Annotated in this window: 18 protein-coding genes; 7 read left to right on the forward strand and 11 right to left on the reverse strand. The window is 74.0% G+C overall.

The window, feature by feature from the left end:
- Nucleotides 1-291: 291 nt before the first annotated feature.
- The 3 genes from SCK26_RS07795 (at nucleotide 292) to SCK26_RS07805 (ending at nucleotide 5218) form a co-directional block, all read left to right on the forward strand.
- Nucleotides 292-3165 carry a carbohydrate binding domain-containing protein gene (locus tag SCK26_RS07795; RefSeq protein WP_318205953.1) on the forward strand — a complete coding sequence of 958 codons (2874 nt, stop codon included), beginning with the start codon at nucleotides 292-294 and terminating at the stop codon, nucleotides 3163-3165.
- A gap of 134 nt (nucleotides 3166-3299) precedes the next feature.
- Nucleotides 3300-4364 (forward strand): biotin/lipoate A/B protein ligase family protein, encoded by a 1065-nt coding sequence (locus tag SCK26_RS07800; protein ID WP_318200526.1) that lies wholly within the window; start codon nucleotides 3300-3302, stop codon nucleotides 4362-4364.
- 188 nt (nucleotides 4365-4552) lie between these two features.
- Nucleotides 4553-5218 (forward strand): hypothetical protein, encoded by a 666-nt coding sequence (locus SCK26_RS07805; RefSeq protein WP_318200527.1) that lies wholly within the window; start codon nucleotides 4553-4555, stop codon nucleotides 5216-5218.
- Nucleotides 5219-5254: 36 nt separating this feature from the next.
- Here the strand turns inward: SCK26_RS07805 and SCK26_RS07810 are convergent, their stop codons facing one another.
- The 4 genes from SCK26_RS07810 to SCK26_RS07825 all read right to left on the reverse strand — a co-directional run bounded on the left by SCK26_RS07810 (nucleotide 5255) and on the right by SCK26_RS07825 (nucleotide 12119).
- A complete protein-coding gene (locus SCK26_RS07810; RefSeq protein WP_318200528.1) occupies nucleotides 5255-5971 on the reverse strand; it encodes an FHA domain-containing protein in 717 nt (238 codons plus the stop codon).
- Entirely contained in the window at nucleotides 5946-7958 is a 2013-nt protein-coding gene (locus tag SCK26_RS07815) for an AAA family ATPase (protein WP_318200529.1), read from the reverse strand. Before SCK26_RS07815 ends, SCK26_RS07810 begins: the two co-directional genes overlap by 26 nt.
- 88 nt (nucleotides 7959-8046) lie before the next feature.
- Complete coding sequence (locus SCK26_RS07820; RefSeq protein WP_318200530.1) at nucleotides 8047-9675, reverse strand: hypothetical protein; 1629 nt, start codon at nucleotides 9673-9675, stop codon at nucleotides 8047-8049.
- Nucleotides 9672-12119, reverse strand: a complete 2448-nt coding sequence (locus SCK26_RS07825) for a protein kinase domain-containing protein (RefSeq protein WP_318200531.1) — start codon at nucleotides 12117-12119, stop codon at nucleotides 9672-9674. Before SCK26_RS07825 ends, SCK26_RS07820 begins: the two co-directional genes overlap by 4 nt.
- 167 nt (nucleotides 12120-12286) lie before the next feature.
- Between SCK26_RS07825 and SCK26_RS07830 the strand changes: the two genes are divergently transcribed.
- Nucleotides 12287-13423 (forward strand): macro domain-containing protein, encoded by a 1137-nt coding sequence (locus tag SCK26_RS07830; RefSeq protein WP_318200532.1) that lies wholly within the window; start codon nucleotides 12287-12289, stop codon nucleotides 13421-13423.
- On the opposite strand, the gene SCK26_RS07835 is transcribed toward SCK26_RS07830, so the two are convergent.
- Nucleotides 13398-14075 carry a 4Fe-4S single cluster domain-containing protein gene (locus SCK26_RS07835; RefSeq protein WP_318200533.1) on the reverse strand — a complete coding sequence of 226 codons (678 nt, stop codon included), beginning with the start codon at nucleotides 14073-14075 and terminating at the stop codon, nucleotides 13398-13400. The two genes, SCK26_RS07830 and SCK26_RS07835, sit on opposite strands and share 26 nt — an antisense overlap.
- Nucleotides 14076-14313: 238 nt before the next feature.
- Between SCK26_RS07835 and SCK26_RS07840 the strand changes: the two genes are divergently transcribed.
- The 3 genes from SCK26_RS07840 (at nucleotide 14314) to SCK26_RS07850 (ending at nucleotide 17385) form a co-directional block, all read left to right on the forward strand.
- Complete coding sequence (locus SCK26_RS07840) at nucleotides 14314-15000, forward strand: hypothetical protein (RefSeq protein WP_318200534.1); 687 nt, start codon at nucleotides 14314-14316, stop codon at nucleotides 14998-15000.
- A 68-nt stretch (nucleotides 15001-15068) separates the two neighbouring features.
- Nucleotides 15069-15833 carry a hypothetical protein gene (locus tag SCK26_RS07845; protein WP_318200535.1) on the forward strand — a complete coding sequence of 255 codons (765 nt, stop codon included), beginning with the start codon at nucleotides 15069-15071 and terminating at the stop codon, nucleotides 15831-15833.
- Nucleotides 15808-17385, forward strand: a complete 1578-nt coding sequence (locus SCK26_RS07850; protein WP_318200536.1) for a hypothetical protein — start codon at nucleotides 15808-15810, stop codon at nucleotides 17383-17385. The genes SCK26_RS07845 and SCK26_RS07850 overlap by 26 nt, the downstream gene beginning before the upstream one ends.
- 76 nt (nucleotides 17386-17461) lie before the next feature.
- Here SCK26_RS07850 and SCK26_RS07855 read toward each other — a convergent pair whose 3' ends face one another.
- From SCK26_RS07855 to SCK26_RS07880, 6 genes are all read right to left on the reverse strand, one after another.
- On the reverse strand, nucleotides 17462-18112 hold the full coding sequence (locus tag SCK26_RS07855) for an RES family NAD+ phosphorylase (RefSeq protein WP_318200537.1): 651 nt from the start codon (nucleotides 18110-18112) through the stop codon (nucleotides 17462-17464).
- Nucleotides 18112-18858 (reverse strand): hypothetical protein, encoded by a 747-nt coding sequence (locus SCK26_RS07860; protein ID WP_318200538.1) that lies wholly within the window; start codon nucleotides 18856-18858, stop codon nucleotides 18112-18114. The genes SCK26_RS07855 and SCK26_RS07860 overlap by 1 nt, the downstream gene beginning before the upstream one ends.
- Nucleotides 18855-22907, reverse strand: coding sequence for a CHAT domain-containing protein (locus SCK26_RS07865; RefSeq protein WP_318200539.1), 4053 nt, complete (start codon nucleotides 22905-22907; stop codon nucleotides 18855-18857). The genes SCK26_RS07860 and SCK26_RS07865 overlap by 4 nt, the downstream gene beginning before the upstream one ends.
- Nucleotides 22908-23216: 309 nt before the next feature.
- Nucleotides 23217-24236, reverse strand: coding sequence for a TIGR03842 family LLM class F420-dependent oxidoreductase (locus SCK26_RS07870; RefSeq protein WP_318200540.1), 1020 nt, complete (start codon nucleotides 24234-24236; stop codon nucleotides 23217-23219).
- Between the two features lie 11 nt (nucleotides 24237-24247).
- Complete coding sequence (gene hydA, locus SCK26_RS07875) at nucleotides 24248-25642, reverse strand: dihydropyrimidinase (RefSeq protein ID WP_318200541.1); 1395 nt, start codon at nucleotides 25640-25642, stop codon at nucleotides 24248-24250.
- The gene (locus tag SCK26_RS07880; RefSeq protein WP_318200542.1) at nucleotides 25639-26010 is read right to left on the reverse strand and encodes a hypothetical protein; all 372 of its coding nucleotides are present in this window, start codon (nucleotides 26008-26010) and stop codon (nucleotides 25639-25641) included. The genes hydA and SCK26_RS07880 overlap by 4 nt, the downstream gene beginning before the upstream one ends.
- Between the last annotated feature and the right edge of the window lie 4 nt (nucleotides 26011-26014).

Consider the following 26014-nt stretch of genomic DNA (forward strand, 5'->3'; position numbering starts at 1 on the left):
CCCGTCGCGCGGCCGGCTACGCGGTCGGGGACCGGGTCTCTGCGAGACCCCTTTACCTGGCTGTCATGTCCCGGTAGCTTCCGCCCTCTGCAAGTAGTTGCAGCAACTTACTGTCTCCAGTTTCATCCACTCCCCAATCGCCGCCCGGGAGACGTCATGAGATCAAGGTCAACAGCCCCTGCGAGCGCACCACCACGACCCCGCCCGCTCCGCCGCGCGCTCGCCGTGGGCGCCGCTGCCGCCGGGGTGATCGGACTGCTCACCGGCCCGTCGCAGTTGCCGCCGGACCCGATGCGGCCGACGGCCGCCGCCACCGCCTCCGCCACGACGACCGTCTTCTACTACACGAAGACGAAGAACTGGCCGTCCGCCTACCTGCACTACGCCCCCGACGGCGGCTCGTGGACGGTCGTCCCCGGCGTCGGCATGGAGCCCGCCTGCACGGACTGGGTGAAGAAGACCGTCGACCTCGGCTCGGCCACCGGGCTGCGGGCCGCCTTCAACAACGGCAGCGGCACCTGGGACAACAACGGCGGCGGCAATTACGCCCTGGGCACCGGAACCGTCACCGTCAAGGACGGGGTGATCGCCCACAGCGACCCGTGCGCGGACACCGGCACGGGCTCCGGGAACGAGGCGACCGTCTACTACTCGACGGCCACGACCGGCTGGACCACCGCCAACATCCACTACGCCCCGGCCGGCGGTTCCTGGACCACCGCCCCCGGCGCCGGCATGGAGCCCGCCTGCACCGGCTGGTGGAAGAAGACCCTCGACATCGGCACCGCCACCTCGCTGAAGGCGGCGTTCAACAACGGCAACGGCGTCTGGGACAACAACAACAGCGCCGACTACACGCTCGCCACCGGCACCTCCACCGTGCAGGACCGGAAGGTCACCACCGGGGCGAAGAACCCCTGCGCCGCGGCGGACCCCGACACCCAGGCCCCCACGGCCCCCGCCAAGGTCACCGCCACCGCCACCCACACCTCCGTCGTGGTCGGCTGGGACGCGGCCACCGACGACACGGGTGTGGTGAAGTACCAGGTCACCCGCACCGGCGGCACCAAGGGCACGACCGTCACGGACGTCACCTCCACGGTCCTGACCGACACCGGGCTGGAGGCGAAGACGGCCTACACCTACACCGTCAAGGCGGTCGACGCGGCCGGCAACACCTCACCGGCCTCGGCGGCGGCCACGGTGACCACCGGGGAGCAGGCGCCGGAGCCCGCCACCGGCACCCCGCTCGGCACCGACCCGCGCAAGGACCCCATCTACTTCGTCCTCACCGCCCGCTTCTACGACGGTGACAGCGCCAACAACCGCGGCGGCAGCCAGCACGTGAAGTCCGGCAACGCGGCCGGCAACGACCCGATGTTCCGCGGCGACTTCAAGGGGCTGGTCGACAAGCTCGACTACATCAAGGCCCTCGGCTTCTCCGCCGTCTGGATCACCCCGGTCGTCCTCAACCGCTCGGACTACGACTACCACGGCTACCACGGCTACGACTTCTACAAGGTCGAGCCGCGCCTGGAATCGGCCGGCGCCTCCTACCAGGACCTGATCAACGCGGCCCACGCCAAGGGCATGAAGATCTACCAGGACGTGGTGTACAACCACAGCTCCCGCTGGGGCGCCAAGGGCCTGTTCACACCGACCGTGTACGGCGTCCGCGACAGCCAGTGGAGCTGGTACTACGACGAGAAGAACGACGGCTTCGAGTACGACGGCCTGACGGTCGAGCCCAAGTCCGGTAAGTCGTACTACAACGGCGACCTGTGGTCCACCGCCGAACCGACGGGCAACACCTGCGTCAACTGGGGCAAGCCGACCGGCGGCAGGAGCGCGGAGGGCTACACCGTCTACAACTGCCAGTGGCCAAGCCCCACCTCGGGCATGTTCCCCAAGCAGTACTACCACCAGTGCTGGATCGGCAACTGGGAGGGCGAGGACTCACGCTCCTGCTGGCTGCACGAGGACCTCGCCGACTTCAACACCGAGTCCACCGCGGTGCAGAACTACCTCATCGGCGCCTACGACAAGTACATCGACATGGGCGTCGACGGCTTCCGCCTGGACACGGCCGTACACGTGCCCCGGGTCACCTGGAACCGCCGCTTCCTGCCCGCCATCCAGGAACGGGTCACGCAGAAGTTCGGTGCCGGGAAGGCGGCCAACTTCTTCGTCTTCGCCGAGGTCGGGGCCTTCGTCAACGACAAGTGGAACCGCGGGTCCGTGAACCACTCCGCCCAGTTCTACACCTGGAAGGAACGCAAGGAGTACAGCGCCGACGACGCCCGGGCGGCCCTCGAACAGTACGACTACGAGGAACAGCTGGGCACCGGCAGCCAGCCCACCTCCACCAACGCCTTCCTCAACGGCAACACCTACCACGCCCCGGACCACTCGCAGGCCTCCGGCATGAACATCATCGACATGCGCATGCACATGAACTTCGGTGACGCGCAGAACGCCTACGGCAACGGCAAGGACTCCGACGACAGCGTCAACGACGCCACCTACAACGTCGTCTACGTCGACAGCCACGACTACGGCCCGAACAAGTCGTCCACGCGCTACAGCGGCGGCACCGACGCCTGGGCCGAGAACATGTCCCTGATGTGGACCTTCCGCGGCATCCCGACGCTGTACTACGGCTCGGAGATCGAGTTCCAGAAGGGCAAGCAGATCGACTGCGGCCCCACCTGCCCGCTCGCCTCCACCGGACGCGCCTACTACGGCGACCACCTGGCCGGTACCGTCACCGCCTCGGACTTCGGCAAGGTCGGCTCCGCCACCGGCGAGGTCGCCGACACCCTCGCCCAGCCCCTGGTCAAGCACCTCCAGCGGCTCAACCAGATCCGCCGGGCCGTGCCGGCCCTGCAAATGGGCCAGTACTCCACCGACGGCATCTCGGGCGGCATGGCGTTCAAGCGCCGCTACACCAGCGGCGGCACGGACAGCTTCGCCCTCGTCACGGTCTCCGGCGGCGCCACCTACACCGGCATCCCGAACGGCACCTACACCGACGCCGTCACCGGAGACGTGAAGACCGTCTCCAACGGCACGCTGTCCGTCGCGGCCCCGGGCAAGGGCAACCTCCGGGTGTACGTGCTCGGCGGCCCCGGCAAGATCGGCACCGACGGCCCCTACCTGAAGTGACCCGCACCGGGACCGGGCCGGCGACCCGCGGCCCGGGTACGTCGTCCGGGTGATCGTACGAAGCCGTCCGGCCCGCCGGGAACACCCCGGGCGGGCCGGACGTTTCTCGTGCGGCAGGAACGGAGGCCAAGGCAGTGCACGGTGAGTACAAGGTGCCCGGCGGCAAGCTCGTCGTCGTGGACGTGGACGTGGAAGAGGGCGCGCTGCGGCATGTGCGCGTGGCGGGCGACTTCTTCCTGGAGCCCGACGAGGCGCTGGACGCGGTGAACGGCGCCCTGGAGGGCGCTCCCGCGGACACCGACGCGGCGGGGCTGGCCGCGCGCGTCGACGCGGCACTGCCGGCGGGGACGGTGATGTACGGCCTGACCTCGGAAGGCGTCGGCATCGCGGTGCGCCGGGCACTCGCGCGCGCCACGGACTGGACCGACTACGCCTGGCAGCTGATCCACGAGGCCCCGCAGCCGCCGGCCCTGCACATGGCGCTGGACGAGGTGCTGACCGCCGAGGTGGCCGCGGGCCGGCGCCCGCCGACGCTGCGGGTGTGGGAGTGGGGCGCCCCGGCGGTGATCATCGGCAGCTTCCAGTCGCTGCGCAACGAGGTCGACCCGGAGGGCGCCGCCCGGCACGGCATCGAGGTGGTGCGGCGGATCTCCGGCGGCGGCGCGATGTTCGTGGAGCCCGGCAACACCATCACCTACTCGCTGTCGGTGCCCGAGTCCCTCGTCCAGGGCCTGTCCTTCCAGGACAGCTACGCGTATCTGGACGACTGGGTGCTGGGCGCCCTCGGCGACCTGGGCATCCGGGCCTGGTACCAGCCGCTGAACGACATCGCCACCGACCAGGGCAAGATCGCGGGCGCGGCGCAGAAGCGGATGGTCGGGCCCGGCGGTGGCCCGGGCGCCGTGCTGCACCACGTGACGATGTCGTACGACATCGACGCCGACAAGATGGTCGAGGTGCTGCGGATCGGGCGGGAGAAGCTGTCGGACAAGGGGACGCGGAGCGCGAAGAAGCGGGTCGATCCGCTGCGCCGGCAGACGGGGCTGGCACGCGAGGCCGTCATCGACCGCATGATCGAATCCTTCCGCGCGCGCTACGGCCTGGCCGAGGGCGAGGTCACCGACGAGGAACTGGCCCGGGCGGAGGAACTGGCCCGCACGAAGTTCGGCTCACCGGAGTGGACGGCGCGCGTGCCATAGCCTTTGGCGGGTCCGGCGGGGTGTCCGGGCCGCGTGCGGGACGGAAACGGTACGGCATGATCGCGCGTCCGTGACCGGGTGGGCACGCAGTGCGTCGGCACTTCCGCCGCACAGGCGGTCATGTGACACTGTCGTACCCCGTCCGCCCCCGCGGACCCCTCCACCCCCTCCCCCACGAGAAGTGCGTCGTGCGTTCCCTTCCTCTGCCGCTCGCTCTCACCGCGCGTCTGTCGCCGGTCGCGGTGCTCGCCTGCGCCGGCTGGGCGCTGTCCTGCGGCCCGGCCGCGCCGCCCGCCGCCGGACACCAGACACTCCGGAACCCGCCCGTCGCAGCCTCCTCCGCCGCCCCGTCCGCCACCACGGCCGCGCCGACGTACACCACCGCGCCCTCGCCCTGCGCCGGCGTGCCCGCGGCCACCCTCGCGTCCCTGGTGCCCGGCGCGAAACCGGCCGGCAAGGAGATCCCCTCGACGGACACCAGGCTGCGCCGCACCTGCTCCTGGAACGCGCTCCACGGCTACGACTACCGCTGGCTGGACGTGTCGTTCGAGATCGGCGAGTCGGACCAGGAGGCGACGAAGGAGTACGAGCAGCGGGTCGCGGAGAAGAGCGGCGGCGGAGCCGTGCCGGGGCTCGGCGACACCGCGTACTCCGTCGTCGGCCTCGCCACCGAGGACAAGCAGCAGACCCGCGAGGGCGTCGTGCTGGTCCGCGTCGCCAACGCCCTCGTCGTCGTCACCTACAGCGGCAGCGACTTCGAGACCCGCAAGGCCCCGACGACGGACGAGATCAACAAGGGCGCCATCAGGGCCGCGAAGGCCGCGGTGGCCACGCTGGGCGACGGCCGGGGCTGACCCGCGGCGGGTTCCGGCCCGGCCGGCCGCCCCCGTTCAGTCCGCCTCGGCCGGCTCGTCCTCGACGCCGCGGACCGTGAAGCAGACCTTGGGGCCGAGTTCGAGCCGGTCGCCGTTGCGCAGGCGGACGTCCTGGCCGGGCACCAGGACGCGGTCGTTGACCCGGGTGCCGTTGGTGGCGCCCCGCGCGACCTCGCTCACCCAGGCCGCCCCGTCCGGGGTGTGCACGACGACGGCGTGCCGCGCCGAGACGGTCTCCTCGTCCGCCAGGAGCACCGACGCCTCGGGCGCCCAGCCACCGCTCCGGCCCAGCCGCAGTTCCCCGCCGCGCGGCACGTCGAGATGGCCGCCGCCGGCCCGGAACACCAGCCGCAGCACACCGCCGGCCAGCCGCTGCGGACGCGGACCCGCGCCGACCGGGGTCAGGCAGCCGGGACAGGCGGGCATACCGGCCGGGACGACCGTGGCACAGCGCGGGCACCGCTCGCCGACGGGCGGGGGCGGAGGCGGGGGCGGAGGTGCCGGCTGGGGCTGGTGGAGGGCGGTGACGCCACCCACGGGCTGCCAGTCGTCGTCATCGGCCTCTCCCCCGCCGCCGTCCCGCCCGGCGGCCGGTCCGGCGGCCGGTCCGGCGGCCGGTCCGGTGTCGGGCGCGGGCTCGGACTCGGGCTCGGGCTCGGGCTCGGCGACGGCGCCGGACTCGCCGCCGCCGTCGAACCAGTCGTCGTCATCCCAGTCCCTTACCTCCGCCAACGGTGTCTCCCTTCTTCACGACGACCTTGGTGTCCACCCGTCCGCTCTCCGCCTCGCGTACCTCCGTCACCACCACCGTGGTGCCCGGGCCGAGGTCGGACGCGGTGAACAGTTCCCGGGCGAGCGGGTTGATCAGATGGGTCTCCAGCACCATGCCGATGCCCCGGCCGCCGTTCCACTTGTCCCGGGTGCAGTGCTCCAGCAACTCCCGCCGGGCCTTGTCCTCGATCCGCAGGACCAGCCGGTGTCCCTGGGCCAGCTGCCGCTGGATGTTGCGGACCTGGAGGTCGAAGATCCGCTCGGCGACGTCGTCGGAGATGAAGTCGAAGACGACGACGTTGCCGCCGATCCGGTTCATCAGCTCCGGCCGGCCGATGACCTGCTCGAAGTGTTTCTTGACGTTGTCCCGGACAGTGGCCTCCAGCTCCTTGTACGGCGTGCCGGGCGCCACGATCCACTCGCGTTCCCCGGTCTCCGGGTCCGTGCGCTGCACCCCGAGGTTGGAGGTGAAGATGAGCACGCACTCGCTGAAGTAGGTGGTGACACCCTGCCCGTCGGTGAGCCGGCCGTCCTCCAGCACCTGGAGGAACTTGTCCAGGATGCCCTTGTCGGCCTTCTCGATCTCGTCGAAGAGGATGACGCGGAAGGGGTTCTCCCGTACGGCGGAGGTCAGTTCGCCGCCCGCCTCGTAGCCGACGTAGCCCGGGGGCGCGCCGACGAGCCGGTCGGCGGAGTGCGCGGCCGAGAACTCGCTCATGTCGAACCGGAGATACGCCTGGTCGCTGTCGAACAGCACGGACGCCACGGCCTTGGCCAGCTCGGTCTTGCCGGTGCCGGTCGGGCCGGCGAAGAACAGCACGCCACGCGGCCGGTGCCCGGGACTGGTGGCCTGGGCCCCGGACAGTCCCAGCGCGGCGCGTTTGAGGATGTCCAGGGTCCGCGCCACGGCCGCGTCCTGGCCGAGGACCCGGCGGGGAATGGACTGTTCGTTCTCGGGGTCCTCGCCGCGCAGGATGCGGTGGCGTATCTCGTCGCGGCCCCAGGGGTTCTTCTCCACGCCCAGCCGGTAGATCCGTACGGCGTCGGGCATGGCGGTGAACGGCAGGCCGCGGGAGCGGGCCAGCTTCACGCTCTCCTCCATGGCCCGCAGGCTCAGCCCGGAGGCCGCGCGGGCGAAGGCGCCGACCGCGCGGGACGCCTCCTCGGCGTCCGTGCCGCCGGCCGCGGCGGCGCCGTCGCGGGTGCCGTGTCCCGGGTAGCGCTCGTAGACCTGGTGCAGGAGGCGGGCCATCGTGGAGCGTTCGTCCGCGTCGGGCTCCGGGACGGCGATGGCACGGATCCGCTCGCTGCCGGAGATCAGCCACGCCGGGACGTCCCGTTCGCCGTCGGCGAGCCAGATCACCGGGTTGAACAGGCCCGGGCCCTGCGGCACGGCGCCGGTGCCGGGCCGGGGCGGCAACGGCTCGGCCTCGTGCGCGAGTTTGAGGCAGGCGAGGAAGAAGTCCCGTTCGTCGGGGCTCGGCCGGGACGGGTCGGCGAGCAGCCGGGAGGCGTGGTCGATCACCAGGGCGACCCGGAGCGGCGGCAGCCGGCGGCCGTCGCGCGGCACCTCGGTCCGCTGCCGCGCCCACCCGCCCGTGATGTTGCGCATCTGTTCCAGCACCGCCTGGCGGCGCGCCGCCGTGTGGCCGGGGAAGTCGCCGGTCCCCTGGAGCAGTTCGGCCACGGCCGCCTCCGCGTCGCCCTGCCCGGACTGGGCCACGCCGAAGCCGTTGACCTGGTCGCAGACCACCAGTACCTCGTAGCCCTTCTGCCGCAGGGGGTTCCACAGCACGTCGAGCAGCGGGTAGAACCGCTCCCGGCCGCGCCGGGACACCAGGTGCAGATCGCGGATGTTGCCGTGCAGGACGTACTGCGCGTGCACGCCGAGCGTTCCGGTCAGCTCCTCCACGAAGGGCGGCAGCCGGTCTTCCTTGGACAGGTCCATCGTTCCTCCCCGGTGCGCGCTGTCGCGGGCCGCGCGCGGGCCATGGCTGCGGCGGTGTGCTCACGGACCCCGCCGCGGGTGCCTCGGTCTAGCCTCTGCGGTGGTCCTCGCCGCCCACCTGCCGCTGCCTGAGCGGCGGATGACGGACGTCCCCGTGCGTGTCCGCGGGCCGCTCTCCCTCGTCGATCAGCTCGTTGAGCACCAGGGCGTCCTCTCCCAGCACGCCCGGCAGCGCTCCTTCGGTGTGTTCGACCTTGAATTCGAGACCGAGGCCCAGTACTCCGGTGATCTCCTCCAGTTCGGTGAACCGTGCCCGGGCCTCGGCGCAGCGCTCGTCGTCCAGGGCGCGCTGCCCGGCAGTCCGCTCTCCCGGTCCGCCCCGGTACATGGTCGCCACGCTCAGCCGGCCGTCGAGCAGCGTGGCCCGGAGCCAGTGGCCGGGGTCCCAGCCCCGCGGGGTCCAGTCGAGCCGGATCTCCTGCCCGGCGCCCTGGCCCAGCCCGGCTTCGCCGCCGAACCTCCGGGCCAGTTCCGCGACGGCACCCGCGCACCGCTCGCGGACGTAGAGGGCCTCCAGGGCGTGCAGCCGTTCGGTGACCCGGCGTTCGACCAGTTCCCGTTCGGCGGGGCCGAGCGGGACGCCCTGGTCCAGGGTGCGCCGCAGCAGGGCCACGGCGTCCGGTGCCGGGGCGAGGTCCTCGGCGCCGTCCGGGGTCTCGTACACGAGGAAGTCGTGGTGCAGGGCGGCGCGTTCCTGTGCCGCGCGGGTCTCGTGCGCCTGCCGGTTGGCGTCGCGCACGAACTTGCGGGCCTCGGTGAGGTGGATGCGGGCCCGGCGCGGGTCCTCGGCGGCGCGGCGTACGGCGTCCCGGACCGCCTGCGCGGCGAGGCCGGCCGCCTCCGGGGCGGCGTACGGGTCCAGCCGGCCGAGGATGCCCGCTCCGGTGCGGCGCACCTCCCGGGCGTCGAGCACCTCGGTGGCCGGCGTGCGGACGGGCGGGCGGGGTCCTCGGGCCTCGGCCTCGGCGGTGCGCTCGGCGGCGAAACGGCGCAGCGCGTCCTCCCGGCTCTCGCGCAAGGCGCGCTGCCACTCGTCGTCCCGGTCCTCCTCCAGCCGCAACTGTGCGGAGATCCGCCGCTCTTCCCACTCGGCCTGCCGCTGCTCCGCGCGGTGCAACGCCTCCTCGGCGCGGGCCAGTTCGCGGCGCAGGTCGGCGAGCGGGGCGCCGACGGGGGTCAGCGGGGGCGGTACGTCGGGGCGTGGCGGGGGTCCGGGCGGGCCGTCGGAGGACCGGGCGCGCGCCACCCGGGCGAGCAGGGCGTGGCGGCGGGCGTTGGTGCGGGCGGCGGCGAAGGCGGCGGCCTCCCACTGCTCGGCGGCCGTGGCCGCGAGGCGCTGCTGCCGTTCCAGGCACCGCTGCTCCTCGGCGGCGCGTACCGCTCCGGCGGCCAGCAGCCGGGTGCCGAGCAGCGCGGCCCGTCCGACGAGCAGGACGCCGCTGAGCGAGCCGAGCACCTGCAGCGCGGCGTCCGCCGCGTGGTGGGCGGCCTGCCCGGCCGCGTCGGCGAGGTGGCCGGAGGCCTGCCCGGCCGCGTCGTGCAGGTGCAGCATGCCGGTGTGCGGCAGTGCCTGCGGGTCCAGGGGCGGCGCGGGCGGCGGGAAGTGCACGGCGGGTGCCACCGTCTGGATGCTGGGGATGGCGAAACCCGAACTCATGCCTGATCTCCTGTCGTGTCGGTCGTCGTCCCGGGCCGCTCACGGGCCGCCCACCGCGCCCGGACGGCGTCCCACGGCCGCCACCGGGGAGCGCGACGGCCGTTTTGCGGCGGGGTCGGCCGCGCACGGCGCCGAGGCCGCCATGCCGGGGCCCGGCGGCCGGGTCGCGGGCGGATTCCGGGTCCGGGGCGCGCGGCGTCCCGGCGCGCTCGGGCCCGGCGCCGCTGTCGTCCCCATGCCCAGCACCGGCGGACGCCGAAGGCGGTGACGGCGACGGCCGTGGCGAGCGGCCACAGCCAGGGGGCGACGGCGACGGCGTAGAACCCGAGGAAGACGGCGAGGACGAGCAGCGCCGCCGCGATCCAGCGGCCGATCCGGGTGCGGGCCAGCTGTCCGGGGCGGTCCGCGCCCCGGATCAGGAGGCCGGCCACCGACCGGTGCGGGTGGTAGAAGGGCGGACCGATGTAGACGGCGGTCCACAGCTCCGCCACGAAGACGACCGCGGCGGCGGGCAGCGCCTCCAGCCAGGCCGTGACGACCGCTTCCTGGGTGGCGCGGCCGAAGACGTCCGCGAGGCCGATGACGAAGGTCCAGGGTGCCGTGACGACGACCGCGCCGAACAGCGCCCAGCCGAGGGTGGGCAGACGGTCCAGGCGGCGCAGTACGGCGGTCAGTCCGTCCTGGTCGGCCGCGAACCGCAGTTCCTGCTCCTCCTGGATCCGCCGGTCCCTGCGGGCCGCGGACTCCTGCCGGGCCCGGGCGGCGAGCCGGACGGCGACGACGAGACGCGGGTCGTCGTCCTGGGCGGAGAGCAGCGCGTCGAACCAGGGCACCGTCTCGGGCAGTTCCGCGCGCACGTCCCGCAGCGAGTCGGTGAGCCGGCGCCTGGTGGCTTCCGGTTCGCGGGCCAGTTGCAGCAGCCAGGCGTCCACCTCGGCGGTGCGCCGCAGGGCCGTGCGGTCCTGCCGGTCCCGCGCGACCTCCCGAACGGTGGGCTCCCACCTGCTGCGCAGGGCCTGCCACGCGGTGGCCGTCTCGTCCAGTCCGTGGCCGCCCGGCCGCCGGGCGAGTTCGGTCATGACCCCGGGACGCTCCGCCAGATGCCGGAGCAGCGCGACGGCGTCGGCGTGTCCGTCCCGGGCGCCCTGGCACAGCAGGCGCATGCCGGACGCGTCCAGGCGGACTCCGTGCCAGGCCACGTCGAGGCCGGGGCCGAGCCAGTTCAGCAGCCGGGCGACGCCTTCCGGGGCCGGTGGCCTGGCCAGCTCCTCGCACAGCTCGTCGAGCCGTTTACGTTCCTCCTCGCCGCGTCCGCCGACGGTCCTGAACTGGTCCAGCCATTCCACCAGTCGCGCCCGGTCGGCGTCGTCGGCCAGCATGCGCGCCGCCGAGACGTGGTTCTGGTCCAGGTGAAGTGCGAGCGACTCGGTGCCGGTGAACTCCCGGCCCATGAACGGGAACGGCCGGAGCACGGGGCGCGTGGGGTCGTCGGCGAAGACGCGGCCGTCGGTGCGCGGGGCGGTGTAGGGCTCCCCGCCGTCCAGCCAGTCCCGCACCTGCGCGGCCCCCCAGCGGTGTTCCGGGGCCCGGGTGAGCAGGCCCTCGCAGAGCAGGCGGGTCCTGCGGTGGGCGATGCCGGAGACGTCGGGGTCGTGGGTGGCGATCTCGGCGAGCACGTCCTCGTCCCGGCGGAACTCGATCGGGTGGCGGCCGAGGGCGAGTTGGGCGAGGACCATGCCGAGCGACCACCAGTCGCCGGCCTCGGAGACGGTCTGCCGGAGCAGTCCGGCCTCCGGCGCGAGGTACAGGGGCTTGCCGCGCCAGTCCGTCCGGGGTTCCAGGGCCTCGTCGGGCCGGTGGACGGCGGCGCCGAAGTCGACGAGGACGAGGTCGGCCGTGGCACCGCGGCGGGTCTGCACCATGATGTTGTCGGGGGTGATGTCCCGGTGGACGACACCGCGTCCGTGCAGGGCGGTGACGGCTTCGTGGAGCTGGCTCGCCAGGGACCGGACGGCGTCGGCGGGCAGGCCGTCGGGATGGTCCTCGTGGTACTTCTCCAGGGTCTCCTCGCCGTGCGACCAGTACAGATGCCAGGGGTGGCCGTCCGCCTCGCCGGTCTCCAGGAGGCGTTCCAGGTGCGGGGCCGCAAGTGCGCCGAGTTCCCGCAGTTCCTGTTCCACGGCCGGGTCCGGGGCGTGCAGGCGGTGGTACCACTTGAGCACCAGGGGTATCTCCGACGGTCCGTGCCGGGCCGTCAGGTCGCGGACCCGCAGGACGACCGCCTCGGCGGGCCGCCGCGCCTCGGCGAGCACGGCGACGAGCGGGAAGCGGTCGGCCAGTTCGCGGGGCACCCCGGCGAGGACCGGGCGGGTCTCGGTGAACCGGGCGTCGGTGAAACCGCCTTCGGCGGGGTCGACGAATCGGGTGGGCGGCGTGGTCGTCATCTTCCGGCCTTCCGGGAAACGCGCTGGGCGCACCGGGGGGCCGCGCCGTGGGGCGCGGCGGTGCGGTGCGGGGGCCGCGGGGGGACGAAGATATCCCGGTTCCCGGCGGGCGACAGGGGGTTTCCCGGATCTTCAGCGGATCCCCGGGCGGGGCTACGATGCGCAGCATGCACCCCCTGCCCTCGCACGAGAGCCTCGTGGCCGAACTCCGGGAACTGAGGCGTCGCGGCCTGCCCGGGCTGCGCCACTGCACCAGGGACGCGCTGCGTCAGGCGGCGGTCGCGGCCGGGCTGTGCGCCGGGCCGGAGGACGAGCAGACCGGCATCGAGGAACTGCTGGGCGCGGCGGTACGGCGGCTGGCCGGCGGGCGTCCGGTGCGGGACGACGACTCCAGCGATCCGCTGGCCCGCGCCGCCGCGCACTCGTTCGGGATCTTCCCCGCGCGCCGCGGGGTGCCCGGCACCGACCGGCGCAAGGCCGCGGCGGCCGTCTACGGCGTGACGACGGAGCGGTTCCGCAAGAGCCAGGAGCACGACGCCATCGCCGAACTGGCGGCGGCGGTGCTGGCCGTGGCCCGCCAGGCGGCCGGTCAGCCGGCCGAGGCGGTACCGGAACCGACGGCGGCCGGGCCGGCCGCGCCCGCGGCGCGCACCGCACCGGCCGTCGCCGGCCCGGTGCGTCCGGGCGCCGCGGCGGGCCGGATCACCGTGCGGGTGTGCCCGATCGAGGACGTACGGGACGTGGACATCCTGGTGTCCTCGGAGAACACGTATCTGGAGATGTCCAAGACCTTCCGTCCCACGGTCTCCGGCGCGCTGCGCCGGGCCGCCGCCGTGCGGGACGCCCAGGGCGAGATCGTGGACGACGTGCTGTCCCGGGAACTGGGCGTGTGGCTGCGGACGCACGGCAGGACGGGCATGCAGGTGCGGCCGGGCACGGTCGTCGCCACCTCGTCCGGCGCCCTGGCCGCCCAGGGGGTGCGGCGCATCCACCACGCGGCGATCGCGACCCCGGTCGGGGACGGCGACCGCTATCACGTGTCCCCCGCCGTGCTCGGCGAGGCGGTGCGCAGGTCCTTCGAACTTGCCCGCCACGAGAGCGAGTTCCTCTCTCTGCCGATGTCCTCGATCTGTTTTCCGCTGCTGGGCTCCGGCCGGGGCGGGCTGCCCGTGGAGACGGTGGCCCGGCGGCTGCTCGACGCGGTCCGCGAGGAGCTGCGCCGGGACCCGTCCTGGTCGGTGCTGCTGGTCACGCCGGAGGAGAGCCACGCCCGGCTGCTCACGGCCGCCAGCTCCGCTCCGTGAGGGCCACCCCGTCCTTGCCCAGCCGGCTTTCCAGCGCGGCGAGTTCGCCGCGCAGCGGGACGCCGTAGAGGCGCAGCGCGCCGTCCGGGCCGGGCGCCGGCTGCAACCGGGGGCCGGGGGACTCGCGGGTGAGGTAGGGGGCGTAGCGGGTGGCGCCGAGCGGGGTCAGCGGGACGATCCGCTGGTTGGCCGAGCCGCGCCAGGCCAGCCGGGTGGGTTCCGCCACCCGGAACCGGCCGGTGATCACGGCGTCCGCGCCGTCGAGGGCACGGCGCCGACCGGGCGTCAGCTCCTCGGGGTCGTACCCCGTGTACACCAGCAGGTCGGCGGGGCGGGACCCGGCGCTCCCCTCGTGCCGCCGGGCCCCGTCGCGCAGCCGTGCCGCGCCGGCGAGGAGGTGTGCGAGCGCCCGGGACTGCTGAAGGGGCTCGCCGCCGCTGACCGTGAGACCGTCCGCGCCGTCGGCGAGGGCCCGCCGCCACAGCCCGAGCACCTCCGGGACCGTGGCGGCGGTTCCCGCGTCCGGGTCCCAGGTGTGCCGGGACATGCACCCGGCGCAGGCCAGCGTGCAGCCCTGGAACCAGATGCCGAGCCGTTTTCCCGGGCCCAGCGTTTCCAACGGGTAGTGCGTCCCGTCGAGACGTAATTCCACGGCTTCTCCTCCTCGCGCCGGCTTGGAGTATCCAGCGCGCCGGCGGACCCCCGCAATTGCCTCGGGCCCTTCGTCCGGCTCTCCGCCGGGCGGGATCCGGTTGTTTTCCGGAACGTCCCCGAGAATGATCGGTTTTCCCGCGAAACACCGGTCCCGTCAAGGGTTTTGCCCGCTAACCTCTCCCCATCGCGGCGCCTTCCCACCCGGACCGCCCGCGACGAATGGGGGACTTTCGAAAATGATCAACAAAGCTCGAATAAATGTCCGGGTCCGACACCTGAATGCCGGGCTCCTGTCGTCGGCGCGCGCCCGGTCGCACGGCCGCAGGGACGCGGCCGAACTTCTGCAATTCCTCACCGACAGCGAGGGGGGCCGGGGACCGGCCGACGGCACCGCCGGCCTCCCGCCGTACATCCTGGGCCTGCACGCCCGGGTGCGGCGCGGCACCGCACGGCTGCGCTCCCACATGCTCCGGGCGCACCGCGAGCTGCACATCCGGATCCAGGCCGAGTCGGTACGGGTGGTGACCCAGTACACGGTGCGCAAGAAGCCGGCGCCGGCCGCGCTCGCCCGGTACGGGCGGATGGTCGGCGAGTGGCGCTCGGCCGCCGCCGATTACCGCCAGCAGGCCCAGCAACTCGCCGACGCGGCGAACCAGTTGATCGCCTGCTACTGGGACGGCGTGTGGGCCGGCGGCCGGGCGGCCGGCCTGGTCCAGGAGTCCCGGCCCGCGGGCCGGCTGCCCGGGCGGATCACGCTGGACCACACCTGGGCCCGCGTCGACGACAGCCTGCTCACCGACCGCTGGTACGCCGGGGAACGGGCCGGTGACCCGGCCGCCGCGTCGGCCGTCGCCCAGGCCCTGCACATCATCGACAACCAGGCGGCGTCCGGCGGTGCCGCCCACGGCGCCCGCCGGGGATGACCTCTCGCTCCGCTCCCGTCCACCGCTCCACCGCTCCCCGTCTCCCAGGAAGGCCAGGGAACGTCATCGTGCATCACTCGGCCCGGACCGGTCACCGGTCCACCGTCCGCACCACCCGCCGGCTCGCCGTCGTCGTCCCGCTGGTGTGCGCACTGTCCGCCCTCGTGTCCTGCACCAAACAGGAGGAAGCCCTCACCACCCCGTGCGGAGTGGTGGTCGACGGATCCGGATCCGCCGCCGCGGTGAAGGAGGGATTCGACGCGGAGGCCAAACTCAAGGACAGCCTCGTGGAGTTCCTCACCGACCAGAAGTGCGGGACCGTCGACTACGCCCCCATCACCCGCTCCTCGCGCAGTTCCTCCTGTCGGCAGGGCCAGGTCGATCTGGACCCGCCGCACGACGCGAACACCGACCAGAAGGCACAGCGGGCCGGCGCCCGGCGGAACGCGGCCGTCGCCGCGCTCGCCGAGCTGAAGTGCGCCCGTACCCAGAACGGTTCGGACGTCTGGGGCGCGCTGGACCGCATCGGGGAGACCGTGGCCGGCGACGGCCCGGCGCCCAAGCTGCTCGTCGTGAGCGACTTCGGGCAGTCGGACCCGGAATTCGTGCTCTCCCGCCAGGACCTCACCACCGAGGGCCGGCGGGCCAAGGTCATCGACTCCCTCGTCAAGAAGCGGGGGCTGCCCGGCATCAAGGGAATGGACGTCTTCCCGGTCGGGCTCGGCATGCAGTACAAGACGAAACCCAGCGAGGCCGACGACTTCGAGTCCTTCTGGGTCGAAGCACTCGAAGGGAGGGCCAAGGCACATGTCGACTCCCGTTACCGGCGCTGACGAGCCACGGCCGCGCCGCCTCCGGATCCCGTTCCCCGGACGCACCGCGCCGGGCACCGTACGGACCGGGCAGGCCACCGGCGGGCACACCGGCCCCCGGCCCCTGGTCCTCGACACCGCGGACCAGGGCACCCTGCTCAAGGACGCCCGCAAGAACGGGCAGGAGGCCGGCAAGAAGAAGACGCTGGACCCGTGGCTGCTGTACAGCGACGGCCTGCTGCCCTACTTCGCCGAACTCGCCGCGCAGCGCGACACCATGGTCCACCGCATCGAGGAGGACCTGCGCAGGCGGAACGAGGAGGCCCGGCTCCAGGACGCCCGGTCGGCCGCCGACGTCACCACGAGCGAGGACCGCACCAGGCTGCTGGACAGGCGGCTGCAGGAGGCCGACCGGGACATCGAGGCGGCCCTGAACCAGCTCGACCTGCTCGCACTGCGCTCCTCGCGCTGGCTGCGCTTCCGCGACCGGCTGCGCGAACGGGTGGAGGAGCGCTGGCTGCGCGCCCGCTTCGGGGACGCGGCCGCGGGTCCGGCCGGACCCGCCCCGGCCCAGGCCGCCGCGACCCCTCCGAAGGACGGCACCGCACCTGCGTCCGGCACGGGCGAGGGCGCGGACCCGGGGGACGACTGGCAGCCGGTGTCCACGCCGGACGGCCCCGCGTCCGGCCGGCTCGCGGACGACTACCGCGCCGCGCTGCGGGAGACCGGCGTGCGGGCGTCGGCCGGCGGGTGGGAGGGGCTGACGACCCGGCCCGGCCTGCCCCGGTGGCTGACGCTGGTCCTGCTGGGGGTCATCATGGCCGTCGAAGTGCCGGTCTACTGGGTCGCCTACCAGCCCTTCCACGGTGTCGGCAGCACCAGCGGGGACCTGATGTCCGGCACGCTCGCCGTCTCGTCCGCCGTCGTCATGCTGATCGTGCCGCACCTGTCGGGCCACATGCTGCGGTGGCGCTCGGGGACCGGGGCGCCGCGCAGCGGCTGGCTGCCGTCCCTGACGCTGCTCGGCGTGTGGGGCGGACTGACGTGGCTGCTCGGCACGCTGCGGGCCAAGTTCGTGACGCAGCACGACACGCCGGCCGCGGACACCGGGGACGGCGCCGGCTTCCGCGGGCTCGGCGGCTCGGGCACCGACTCCACCACCCTGGTGGACCGGCTGCACCTGACCACCCAGACGGTGACCTGGCTGTTCTGCGCGCTGCTGCTGCTGTCGGGCGGTGTCGGGTTCCTGCTCGGCCTGTTCCGTGAACACCCGTTCCTCGACGCCTTCCGTACGGCGGTCGAACGGCGGGAAGACCTGCAACGGCAGCGTGCGCGGAGCGTGGCGGACGCCGAGCGGGCGCGGGCCGCGCAGGAGACGGCCGAGGGCCGGCAGGAGGACCGCCGGGAGGCCGCGCGGGAGTGGATCGCCGCGACCCGCGCGCTCTACGAGTCCGCCGCGGGCGCGTATCTGCGCGGAGTGATGACGGCCTCGAAGGATCCCGCCGTCAGCGAGGCGGCGATGCACCGGGCCGAGCACCGGCCGCTGCTGCCCGGCCCGGCGCGGCACGGCTGAACCACCCGCGGTACCGGCGTACGACTGCCCCGGCCTCCCTCGTCAGGAGGCCGGGGCGGTCCGCGTGGTGACCCGCTCAGTCCTCCGGGACGGAGATGACCGCGTGCAGCGGCGCCAGCAGCCGGTTGACCTCGCGCACGTCCTGCGGGGACGAGAGCCGCAGGCACTCTTGGGGCCGGGGGTCGAGGGGTTCGGCCGGGCAGCGGTCCGCGAACAGTTGCAGCGCCGTGCGCGGCCGGCACCGCTTGGACGTCCACCACAGCCCCTGCACGTCGTCACACCGCTCGCGGATCACCCGCACCCAGTACCGGGTGCCGGCGTACTCCTTGGTGTCGATCAGCCAGTGGTCCTGCCAGACCGCGGCCAGCCCCTCGGCCGTCGTCAGGTCCACCAGGGAGAGGTCGGCCGTGGTGCGCAGGGCCGACAGGACGTACCGCGACGCCTGGGCCCAGGGGATCAGACGCACCCCGTCGTCGCCGTAGTCCACCGAGCGCAGCAGGACTTCGCTCAGCGCGGTGACCGGGTCGAGGGCGGCGTAGAGATAGCGGTACGGGTCCCTCTCGGTGGGGTCGAAGCGGCCGCCGTGGAAGAACTCGTGCGCGACGTTCGGGTTGAACTCGGCCGCCTGGTACTGCTCTTCGTGGCACCGCCACAGCACCGTGCCCGCCGGCAGCACGTGGCGCACCGGCTCCATGGCGACTCCCTCGGGCGGTATCTGCCGGCCCATCAGATGGCTCCCACCAGTTCGGCGGCGGCGCGTTCCAGCGCGTCGTCCGGCACCACGCCGAGCAGTTCCGCCGGGACACCGCCCAGCCACCGGTTGCCGCCCAGCCACCAGTCGGCGGCGCCCCACGGGTCGCGGTCCGCGCACAGCAGGACGTTGATCCGGCGGACGACCGGCAGCGGTTCGGCCGTACCGGTCCGGAACTGGAAGCGGGGGTAGCGGACGCCGTCGTCCGGGTCGCGCAGCCGGATCAGGGCGGGGTCCGGTCCGCCGGGCGGCGGGGCCGGTTCGGGCGCGGGGTGCTCGGACGCGGTGGGTGCCGGCGTCCCGGTTCCGTCCGGCGGTGCGGTCCCGGCCTCGGCCAGGGCCGCGTGCTCGGCCTCGGTCAGGGCGGGCGCGGCGAGGAGGCGGCGGCGGGCCGCGCGGAGCAGTTCACCCGGGCTGGGCGGCGGGGTGCCGAGGACGCCGATCACCGCGTCGATCGTGGCGAGGCGGGGCAGTTCGTGGACCGCTCCGGCGTAGCGGTGGCCGCCGAGCGCCTCGGCCACCGGGTGGCCGGACGGCAGCGCGGACAGCGTGCGCTTGAGCCGGCGTACGGTGCGGGCGACGGCGGCCGGGTTGCCGGCGACCGTCTCCGCGCGCAACTCCGCGAGGGCCTCGGACAGTTGGCGGTTTGCCTTCGCGTCGAGTCCGCCGGCGACGGTGATCCAGTGGTTCTCCAGGAGCCTCAGCAGGTCCTCTGAGGTCATACGGTCTCTCCTTCCCGCTGCCGGGCGGCGGGCGCCGCCGGTGCCGGGTTGCCGTGGTGGACGAAGGCGGCCCAGGTGTCGGGCCGCTCCCGGAAGTCCTCGGCGAGCCGCGTGGCCGAGATGTCCTCCAGCGCCGGGACGAGCGGGCGCTCGTGCGGCGCGGTGAGCATCCAGCGCTGGGCGGCGCGCAGCGCGTCCGGTGGCGCGAGGCCCCGGTTGAGGGCGTCGTGCAGGACGATCATGATCAGCTCCGACCGTTTGTCGTCGACCTTCCACCGGGAGCCGATGGCGTCGGCGGCCAGCCGGTGCACCATGACCGAGGTGACGGTCAGGGCCTCGTCGTGGTCGCGGGTGGTGAGGTCGGTCTCGCAGCCGCCGCACACCACCAGGGGGCCGGCCGACCGGAAGGCGTCGCCCTCGGCGGGCGTCTCCAGCAGGGTGCTCAGGGTGAGGCCGGCGGTCCGGGCCGGCTCGTCGGCCCGGTCGGGGTCGGCCAGGAGCAGGGCCGAGCGGGTGGGGTCCGGACCGGCGAGTCCGTGACAGGCGAGGTGCACCAGGGAGGCGGGCGCGGCGGCCCGGCCGCCGAGCAGCGCCAGTACGGTCTCCGGGGTCGCGGGGTCCTCGTGCGGGCGGTGCACCACGGCGCCCGGGTAGTGCACGGCGGCCAGGGTGTCGATCTCCTCCTCGGCCCACTCCAGGTCGTCCCCGCCGTGGAACACCAGGGCGGGCCGGCCGGCGAGCGGCATGCGCCTGCGGGCCGCGGCCCGCAGGAACTCCCGGCCGGAGGCCGCGTGGGTGAGCACGGCCACCTCACAGGCCCGCACCGGCCGCGGCACTCCGAGCCCGGCGGACGGCCGGAGCAGAGCCGCCTGCCAGGGCACGACCCCCAACTCCCCACACGGCACCAGCACAAGCCGCACGGCACCGCCTACGCCGGCCCCGGCGTCCGGGGCAGGCCCCACGCCGTCACTCCCGGCCGGACCGGAGCACACGCCGGCACTCCCGGCCGGGGCGGGGCTCGCCTCGACACTCCCGGCCGGGGCGGAGCACACGTCGGCACTCCCGGCCGACGCGGGACGCGCGCCGGTGTCCCCGGCCAGAGGAGGGAGCGCGTCGGAATCGGCGACCGGAGCGGAGCCCACGCCGGTATCCCCGGCCAAGGCAGCCCACGCGTCCGCACCGACCACCGAGGCAGAACGCACACCGGCACTCCCGCCCAGGGCAGGGCTCACCTCGGCACCCCCGGCCGACGCGGGACGCGCGCCGGTGTCCCCGGCCGACGCGGAACACACGTCGGCGCCCCCGGCCGAGGTGGAGCGCAGGCCGGACTCGGTGAGGGCGTGGGGCCACAGGGCGAGGTGGTCCAGGGCGGGGGCGAGCACCTCGCCGGCCCATGCGCACAGGTCGTCCAGGGCCCGCAGCCAGCGCCGCTCGGCACGCTCCTTCTCCTCCCGGCGTGCGGTGCTCTCCGGCTCCGTCGCGCCGGCGGCGGTCTCCAGCCGCTGCCGGTCCGCGCCGGCCGCCAGGTACGCGGCGACGGGACCGCGGCCCTCGGGGGTCAGCACGGGCAGCGGCAGCGCCACGGCGGGGCCGTCGCGGGGGACGACCAGCACCGCGCCGTCCCGGTCGTCGACACCGGGGACCAGGTACAGCAGCGCGTCCGCGCCCGTCGCCCGCAACCCGGCCCGCAGGTCGTCCGCGGCGGGCAGCACCGGCTCCAGCTCGGCCCCGCCCCGCCCGCGCAGCAGCTCCAGCGAGCGGCGCCGCAGGTCACCGGGCAGCCCGGGTGCGCCCGTGCCGACCGCGGCCAGCACCTCCATCGGGGAGCCGTTCGCCGGGCCGCCGGAGGCCACGTCGGCGGACAGCTCCCACAGCGAGCGGTCGTCACCGCGGTCCTGGTCGGCGGCGGCCCGCCACCGCTCGGCCAGTTCGCTCTCGCCGAGGGCGGCCAGCCGGTCGGCGACGCCCGCGGAGACGGCCGCGGCCCCGAGCACCAGGGACCGTCCGGCCTCCAGGCATGCGATCGCCTCCTCGGCGCGTCCGGCGCGCAGCGCCCAGAACGCCGCCGCGCGGCCCCGGTCGGCCGCCGCGCGGGCGATCCGCAGGCCGCGGCCGACGCCCTGCTGGAGCAGGACCTCGTCGGCGGAGTGCCGCAGCGAGGTGCGGGCGAGTCCGACGGCGGCCGACAGGTCCTCGCCGGCGCCGGGGGCGCCCGCCCGGAGCCCGGCGCGCTTGGCGTGCAGCGCGGCCAGGTCCCAGGTGATGCCGGCGCCGCCCGGCAGGCCCTCGGGCAGGCCCTCCAGACCCACGGTCAGCTCGCCGATCGCCTCGTCGAGCGCTCCGGCGTCCCCGGTGAGCAGATGCAGGGTGTCCAGGGCGTACGCGATGGCGCCGTGCGACCTCGGCCGCAGGACGCCGGTGAACTCGGTGTTCGCCAGCGCCGTCCGGGCGCGCCGTACGCCCTCGGCGATACGGGCCGGGTCCGACTCGGTGATCGCCGTGAGGGTGAGCAGCGGGGCCCAGGCGATGTCGAGGAGGCTGCGCAGGACGGGCATGTCCACCGACGCCTCCAGAGCCCGCTGCATGTGGTGCCCGGCCGCCCGGAGGTGCGCGGTGCGGTCGTCACCCGCGCCGTCCATCACCACGAGGCCGAGATAGGCGGTCCCGAGGACGAAGCCGACGAGGGTGCCGGGCCATTCCTCGGCGGCGGCGTAGGCCGCGTCCAGCTCCAGTTCGCACAGCGCGTCGATGACGTCCTCGACGGCCGCGGTGTCACCCCGGTCCAGCGCGGAGGTGAGCCGTGCCTGGAGCCGCATCGTCTCCCCGCACAGGCGCAGGTTGGCGGAGTGCACGCCGGTGGGGTCGCCGTCCCACTCCTGGGCCTCGAACAGGTCCCGGGCCAGCTCCTCGTCCACCAGGCTGCCGCCGGTGAGGGAGGCCCCGAGGAAGAGGACGGGGAGGATGGCGGGCAGCCACTCGCGGTGGACCGTACCGTCGAACTCGCCGCCGGCCCACGCCTCGTGGATGAGCCGGAGCGCCTCCCGGAAGCCCTCCAGGTCGCCGGTGTACAGCGCTTGGGCGCAGTGGACGAGCGCGCCGATCATCCTGGACGGCATGGGTGCGCGGCCGTCCTTACGGCCGGCGGCGGAGGGTTCTCCGATCAGTTCGGCGAGGAGCCCGGAGACGTTCTGCGGTCCGACGATCCCGGGTGACATCACCTCGGCCAGGGCCAGGAACTCGGTGAGGGCGTCCCGGGTCACCACGGCCGCGCCGGTGTCCTCGGCCGGCCCGTCCCCGGGTGTCCCGGGCCGCGCGGGGGACGTGGCGAGGGACCGTTCCATCTCGCCGAGCATCAGGGTCAGCAAGGTGCTCGTCGACGCCGGCAGCGATCCGTCGGTCATGGCGTCGAGCAGTGGCCGGGCCTCGCGGACGAACGCGCCGGTGTCGTCGGTCAGCAGCGCGTCGGTCAGTCCGCCGAACGCCTCCAGTCTGTCGCGTAGTTCGGGAGTCATCCGCTGCTGCTCGCGTTCCAGCAGCAGCCGCACGAGCAGCGCGCTGTCCTCCACGATGCCGGACCCGCCCTGGGCGAGAGGGGTGCCCAGCTCGGAGAGGGACACGAGTCGGTCGACGGTCCAGTGCGGCGCGGTCAAGACGGAGCTGTCACGGGCGAGCCGTACCAGCCGGAACCCGGTCAGCGCCACCAGCCCCCGGTAGGCCGCCTCCCGCTCCTGCGGGCCGAGCAGGGCTGACGTACGGGCCTGGTCCAGTAGCGGCAGCGCGCGCTCCCGGTCGGCCGGAGCGCCGTGGAGGACGAACCGTACGGCCCGGCACCGGCCGAGCCGGGCCGCCACCGCGGCGGCCGTCGCGCCGCTCTCCGCCGATCCCGCCAGACCGGCGAGCAGTTCCTCCAACTCGTTGATCACGGCGTCGAGTTCCGGTCCTCGTATCCCGGTGTAGGTCTCCGCTTCGACCGGTACGGACAACTGGTCGGTGCGGGCCAGCGCGGCGGCGGCGCGGTCGGCCGCGGACACGGTTCCGGCGTCACTCATGTGCATCCCCTCCGCCGCCATGGTGCCCGCTGCCGTGGTCCGGCGGCCGGGTCCGGGCGTGCCCCACCGGCATCCTGCCGGACAACGCCCGGCTACCGGCCGGTTTCCGCCCGGTCCGCCGCGGGCCGTGCGCCCGGCCCGACGCCGGACCCGGTGGCGCGAGCCGGACCGGTGCGCGGCACACCGCCGGGAAGGTGCCCGGGCCCGCCGCCCGGCCGTAGCCGGCGAGCGAGGAGGGCGCCGGGACCGGGCGGCCGTCGGTCGGCGGGGTGAGCGGCGCTGTCCGCCGCCGTACCGGGAGTGCGGCGGTCAGGAGTTGACGGCGGGGATGATCCGGCTGCCGTAGACGTCGATCGTCGTCTCCTGGGCGTCGTGCATGTCGTACAGCGCGAACTGGTCGACGCCGAGGGCGCGCAGCGCCGTCAGTTTCCCGATGTGCCGCTCGGCGGGGCCGATGACACAGAACCGGTCCACGATCTCGTCGGGCACGAACGCGGTGTCCGGGTTGCCGCTGCGTCCGTGGTGGGCGTAGTCGTAGCCCTGCCGGGCCCTGATGTAGTCGGTGAGTTCCGCGGGGACGTCGGCGGAGTGCTCGCCGTACCGGCTGACGAGGTCGGCGACGTGGTTGCCGACCATGCCGCCGAACCAGCGGCACTGGTCGCGGGCATGGGCGAGGGCCTCGGGCGAGTCGTCGGCGGTGACGTAGGCGGGGGCGGCGACGCAGACCTTCACCTCGGACGGGTCGCGGCCCGCGGCGACCGCCGCGTCCCTGACGGCCTTCACCATGTACTCGGTCAGGTACAGGTCGGCCAGCTGGAGGATGAACCCGTCGGCCTCCTCGCCGGCCGTCTTCAGTGCCCTCGGGCCGTACGCGGCCATCCAGACCGGGAGTTCGGCGCCCTCCTTGATCCACGGGATGCGGATCCTGGTGCCGCCGAGGTCGGCGTCCTCGCCGCGGCCGAGAGCGCGGATGACCTTCATGGCCTCGCTGATCCGGGCCAAGGTGACGGGCTTGCGGCCGGCGACGCGCATCGCGGAGTCGCCGCGGCCGATGCCGCAGACGGTGCGGTTGCCGAACATGTCGTTGAGGGTGGCGAAGGTGGAGGCGGTGACCTCCCAGGTGCGGGTGCCCGGGTTGGTGACCATCGTCCCGACCGTCAACCGCTCGGTGTGCTCGAGGATCTGACTGTGGATCACGAAGGGTTCCTGCCAGAGCACGGCGGAGTCGAAGGTCCAGCCGTAGCGGAAGCCGTTGCGTTCGGCGCGCCGCATCAGGGAGACGACGCGGGAGGCGGGCGGGTCGGTCTGCAGGACGAGTCCGAAGTCCATGGTCGCCACTCCTAGTCCAGGTACTGACAGGTGGCGCGCGGAGTGAAGACGCCGTGCCCGGCGCGCCCGGTGAACTCCCGCCGGTCGATGACGACTTCGCCGCGCGAGAGGACCGTCTCCACGCGTCCGGTGACCCGCTTGCCCTCGTACGCCGAGTAGTCGACGTTCATGTGGTGGGTCGCGGCGGACATCACCTGCTCGGCGTGCGGGTCGTAGACGACGATGTCCGCGTCGGCGCCCGGTGCGATGGTGCCCTTCTTCGGGTACAGGCCGAACATGCGGGCCGGGGTGGCGCAGGCGATCTCGATCCAGCGGCGGCGCGAGAGGTGGCCGTCCACGACGGCCTGGTGGAGCAGGTCCATGCGGTTCTCGACGCCGGGAAGGCCGTTGGGGATCTTGGAGAAGTCGCCGCGGCCCAGTTCCTTCTGGCCGGTGAAGCAGAAGGGGCAGTGGTCGGTGGAGACGACCTGGAGGTCGTTCGTCCTGAGGCCCCGCCACAGCCTGGCCTGGTGTTCGCGGGGCCGCAGCGGGGTGCTGCACACGTACTTGGCGCCCTCGAAGTCCGGCTCGGCGAGGTTGTCGGCGGACAGGAACAGATACTGCGGACAGGTCTCGCCGAAGACGTTCAGGCCCTCGTCGCGTGCCCTGACCAGCTCCGCGACGGCCTCCGCCGCCGAGACGTGGACGACGTACAGCGGCGCCCCGGCGACCTGGGCGAGCCGGATCGCGCGGTGGGTGGCCTCGGCCTCCAGCAGCGCCTTGCGGACCTCGCCGTGGTGGCGGGGGCCGGTCTCGCCCCGGGCCAGCGCCTGCCGGACCAGCACGTCGATGGCGATGCCGTTCTCGGCGTGCATCATGATCAGCCCGCCATTCTCGGCGGAGCGCTGCATGGCGCGCAGGATCTGGCCGTCGTCCGAGTAGAAGACGCCCGGATAGGCCATGAATTGCTTGAACGAGGTCACACCCTCCTCGACCAGGAGATCCATTTCCCTGAGCGTCTCGTCGTTCACATCGGAGACGATCATGTGGAAGGCGTAGTCGATGGCGCAGTTGCCCTCGGCCTTGGCGTGCCAGGCGTCCAGGCCCTCGCGCAGGGTGTGGCCGACGCTCTGCACGGCGAAGTCCACGATGGTCGTCGTACCGCCCCAGGCGGCGGCCCGGGTGCCGGTCTCGAAGGTGTCGGAGGCATGGGTGCCGCCGAACGGCAGCTCCATGTGGGTGTGCGCGTCGACGCCGCCCGGGATGACGTACCTGCCGGTGGCGTCGATCTCGCGGTCCGCGGTCCAGCTCTGCGAGCCGGGCGTGGCCAGCGCGGCGACGCGGCCGTCCACGATGAGGACGTCGGCGTGGATCTCGTCCGACGCGGTGACGACGAGACCGTGGCGGATGACGGTACGGCTGCTCATGCTGCTCCTCGGTCACTCGGCTCGGGCTCCGCGGGAGGCCGACGGCGGCGGTCTTCCGGCGCACCGGCCGCGACCGGCCCGCTCCGGTCAGGCTCGGCGAAGGCGAAGGCGAAGGCGAAGGCGAAGGGATGGTGCGGGACGGCCATCGGCGGTCCGCGCCGTTCGGCGGCCCGGCGCACCGAATCGGTCGGTGCCGCGCAGGCCCGGCCGAGGCCGGGCACGGCGGCGGCGGGCACGGCCCGGTGCGGGAACCGGATGTGCTCCGTCTGCGCGGCCTCGTCGTCGGCCGGCCGGACCCGGCCGGTGAGCGCCCGTCGGACGGACGGGGCGGCTTCCCGGCCGTGCCGGGACTGGCAGGCGGTGGTCATGGCC

Origin of the sequence: Streptomyces sp. SCL15-4, assembly GCF_033366695.1 — a bacterium.
In the GTDB taxonomy this organism is placed as follows: domain Bacteria; phylum Actinomycetota; class Actinomycetes; order Streptomycetales; family Streptomycetaceae; genus Streptomyces.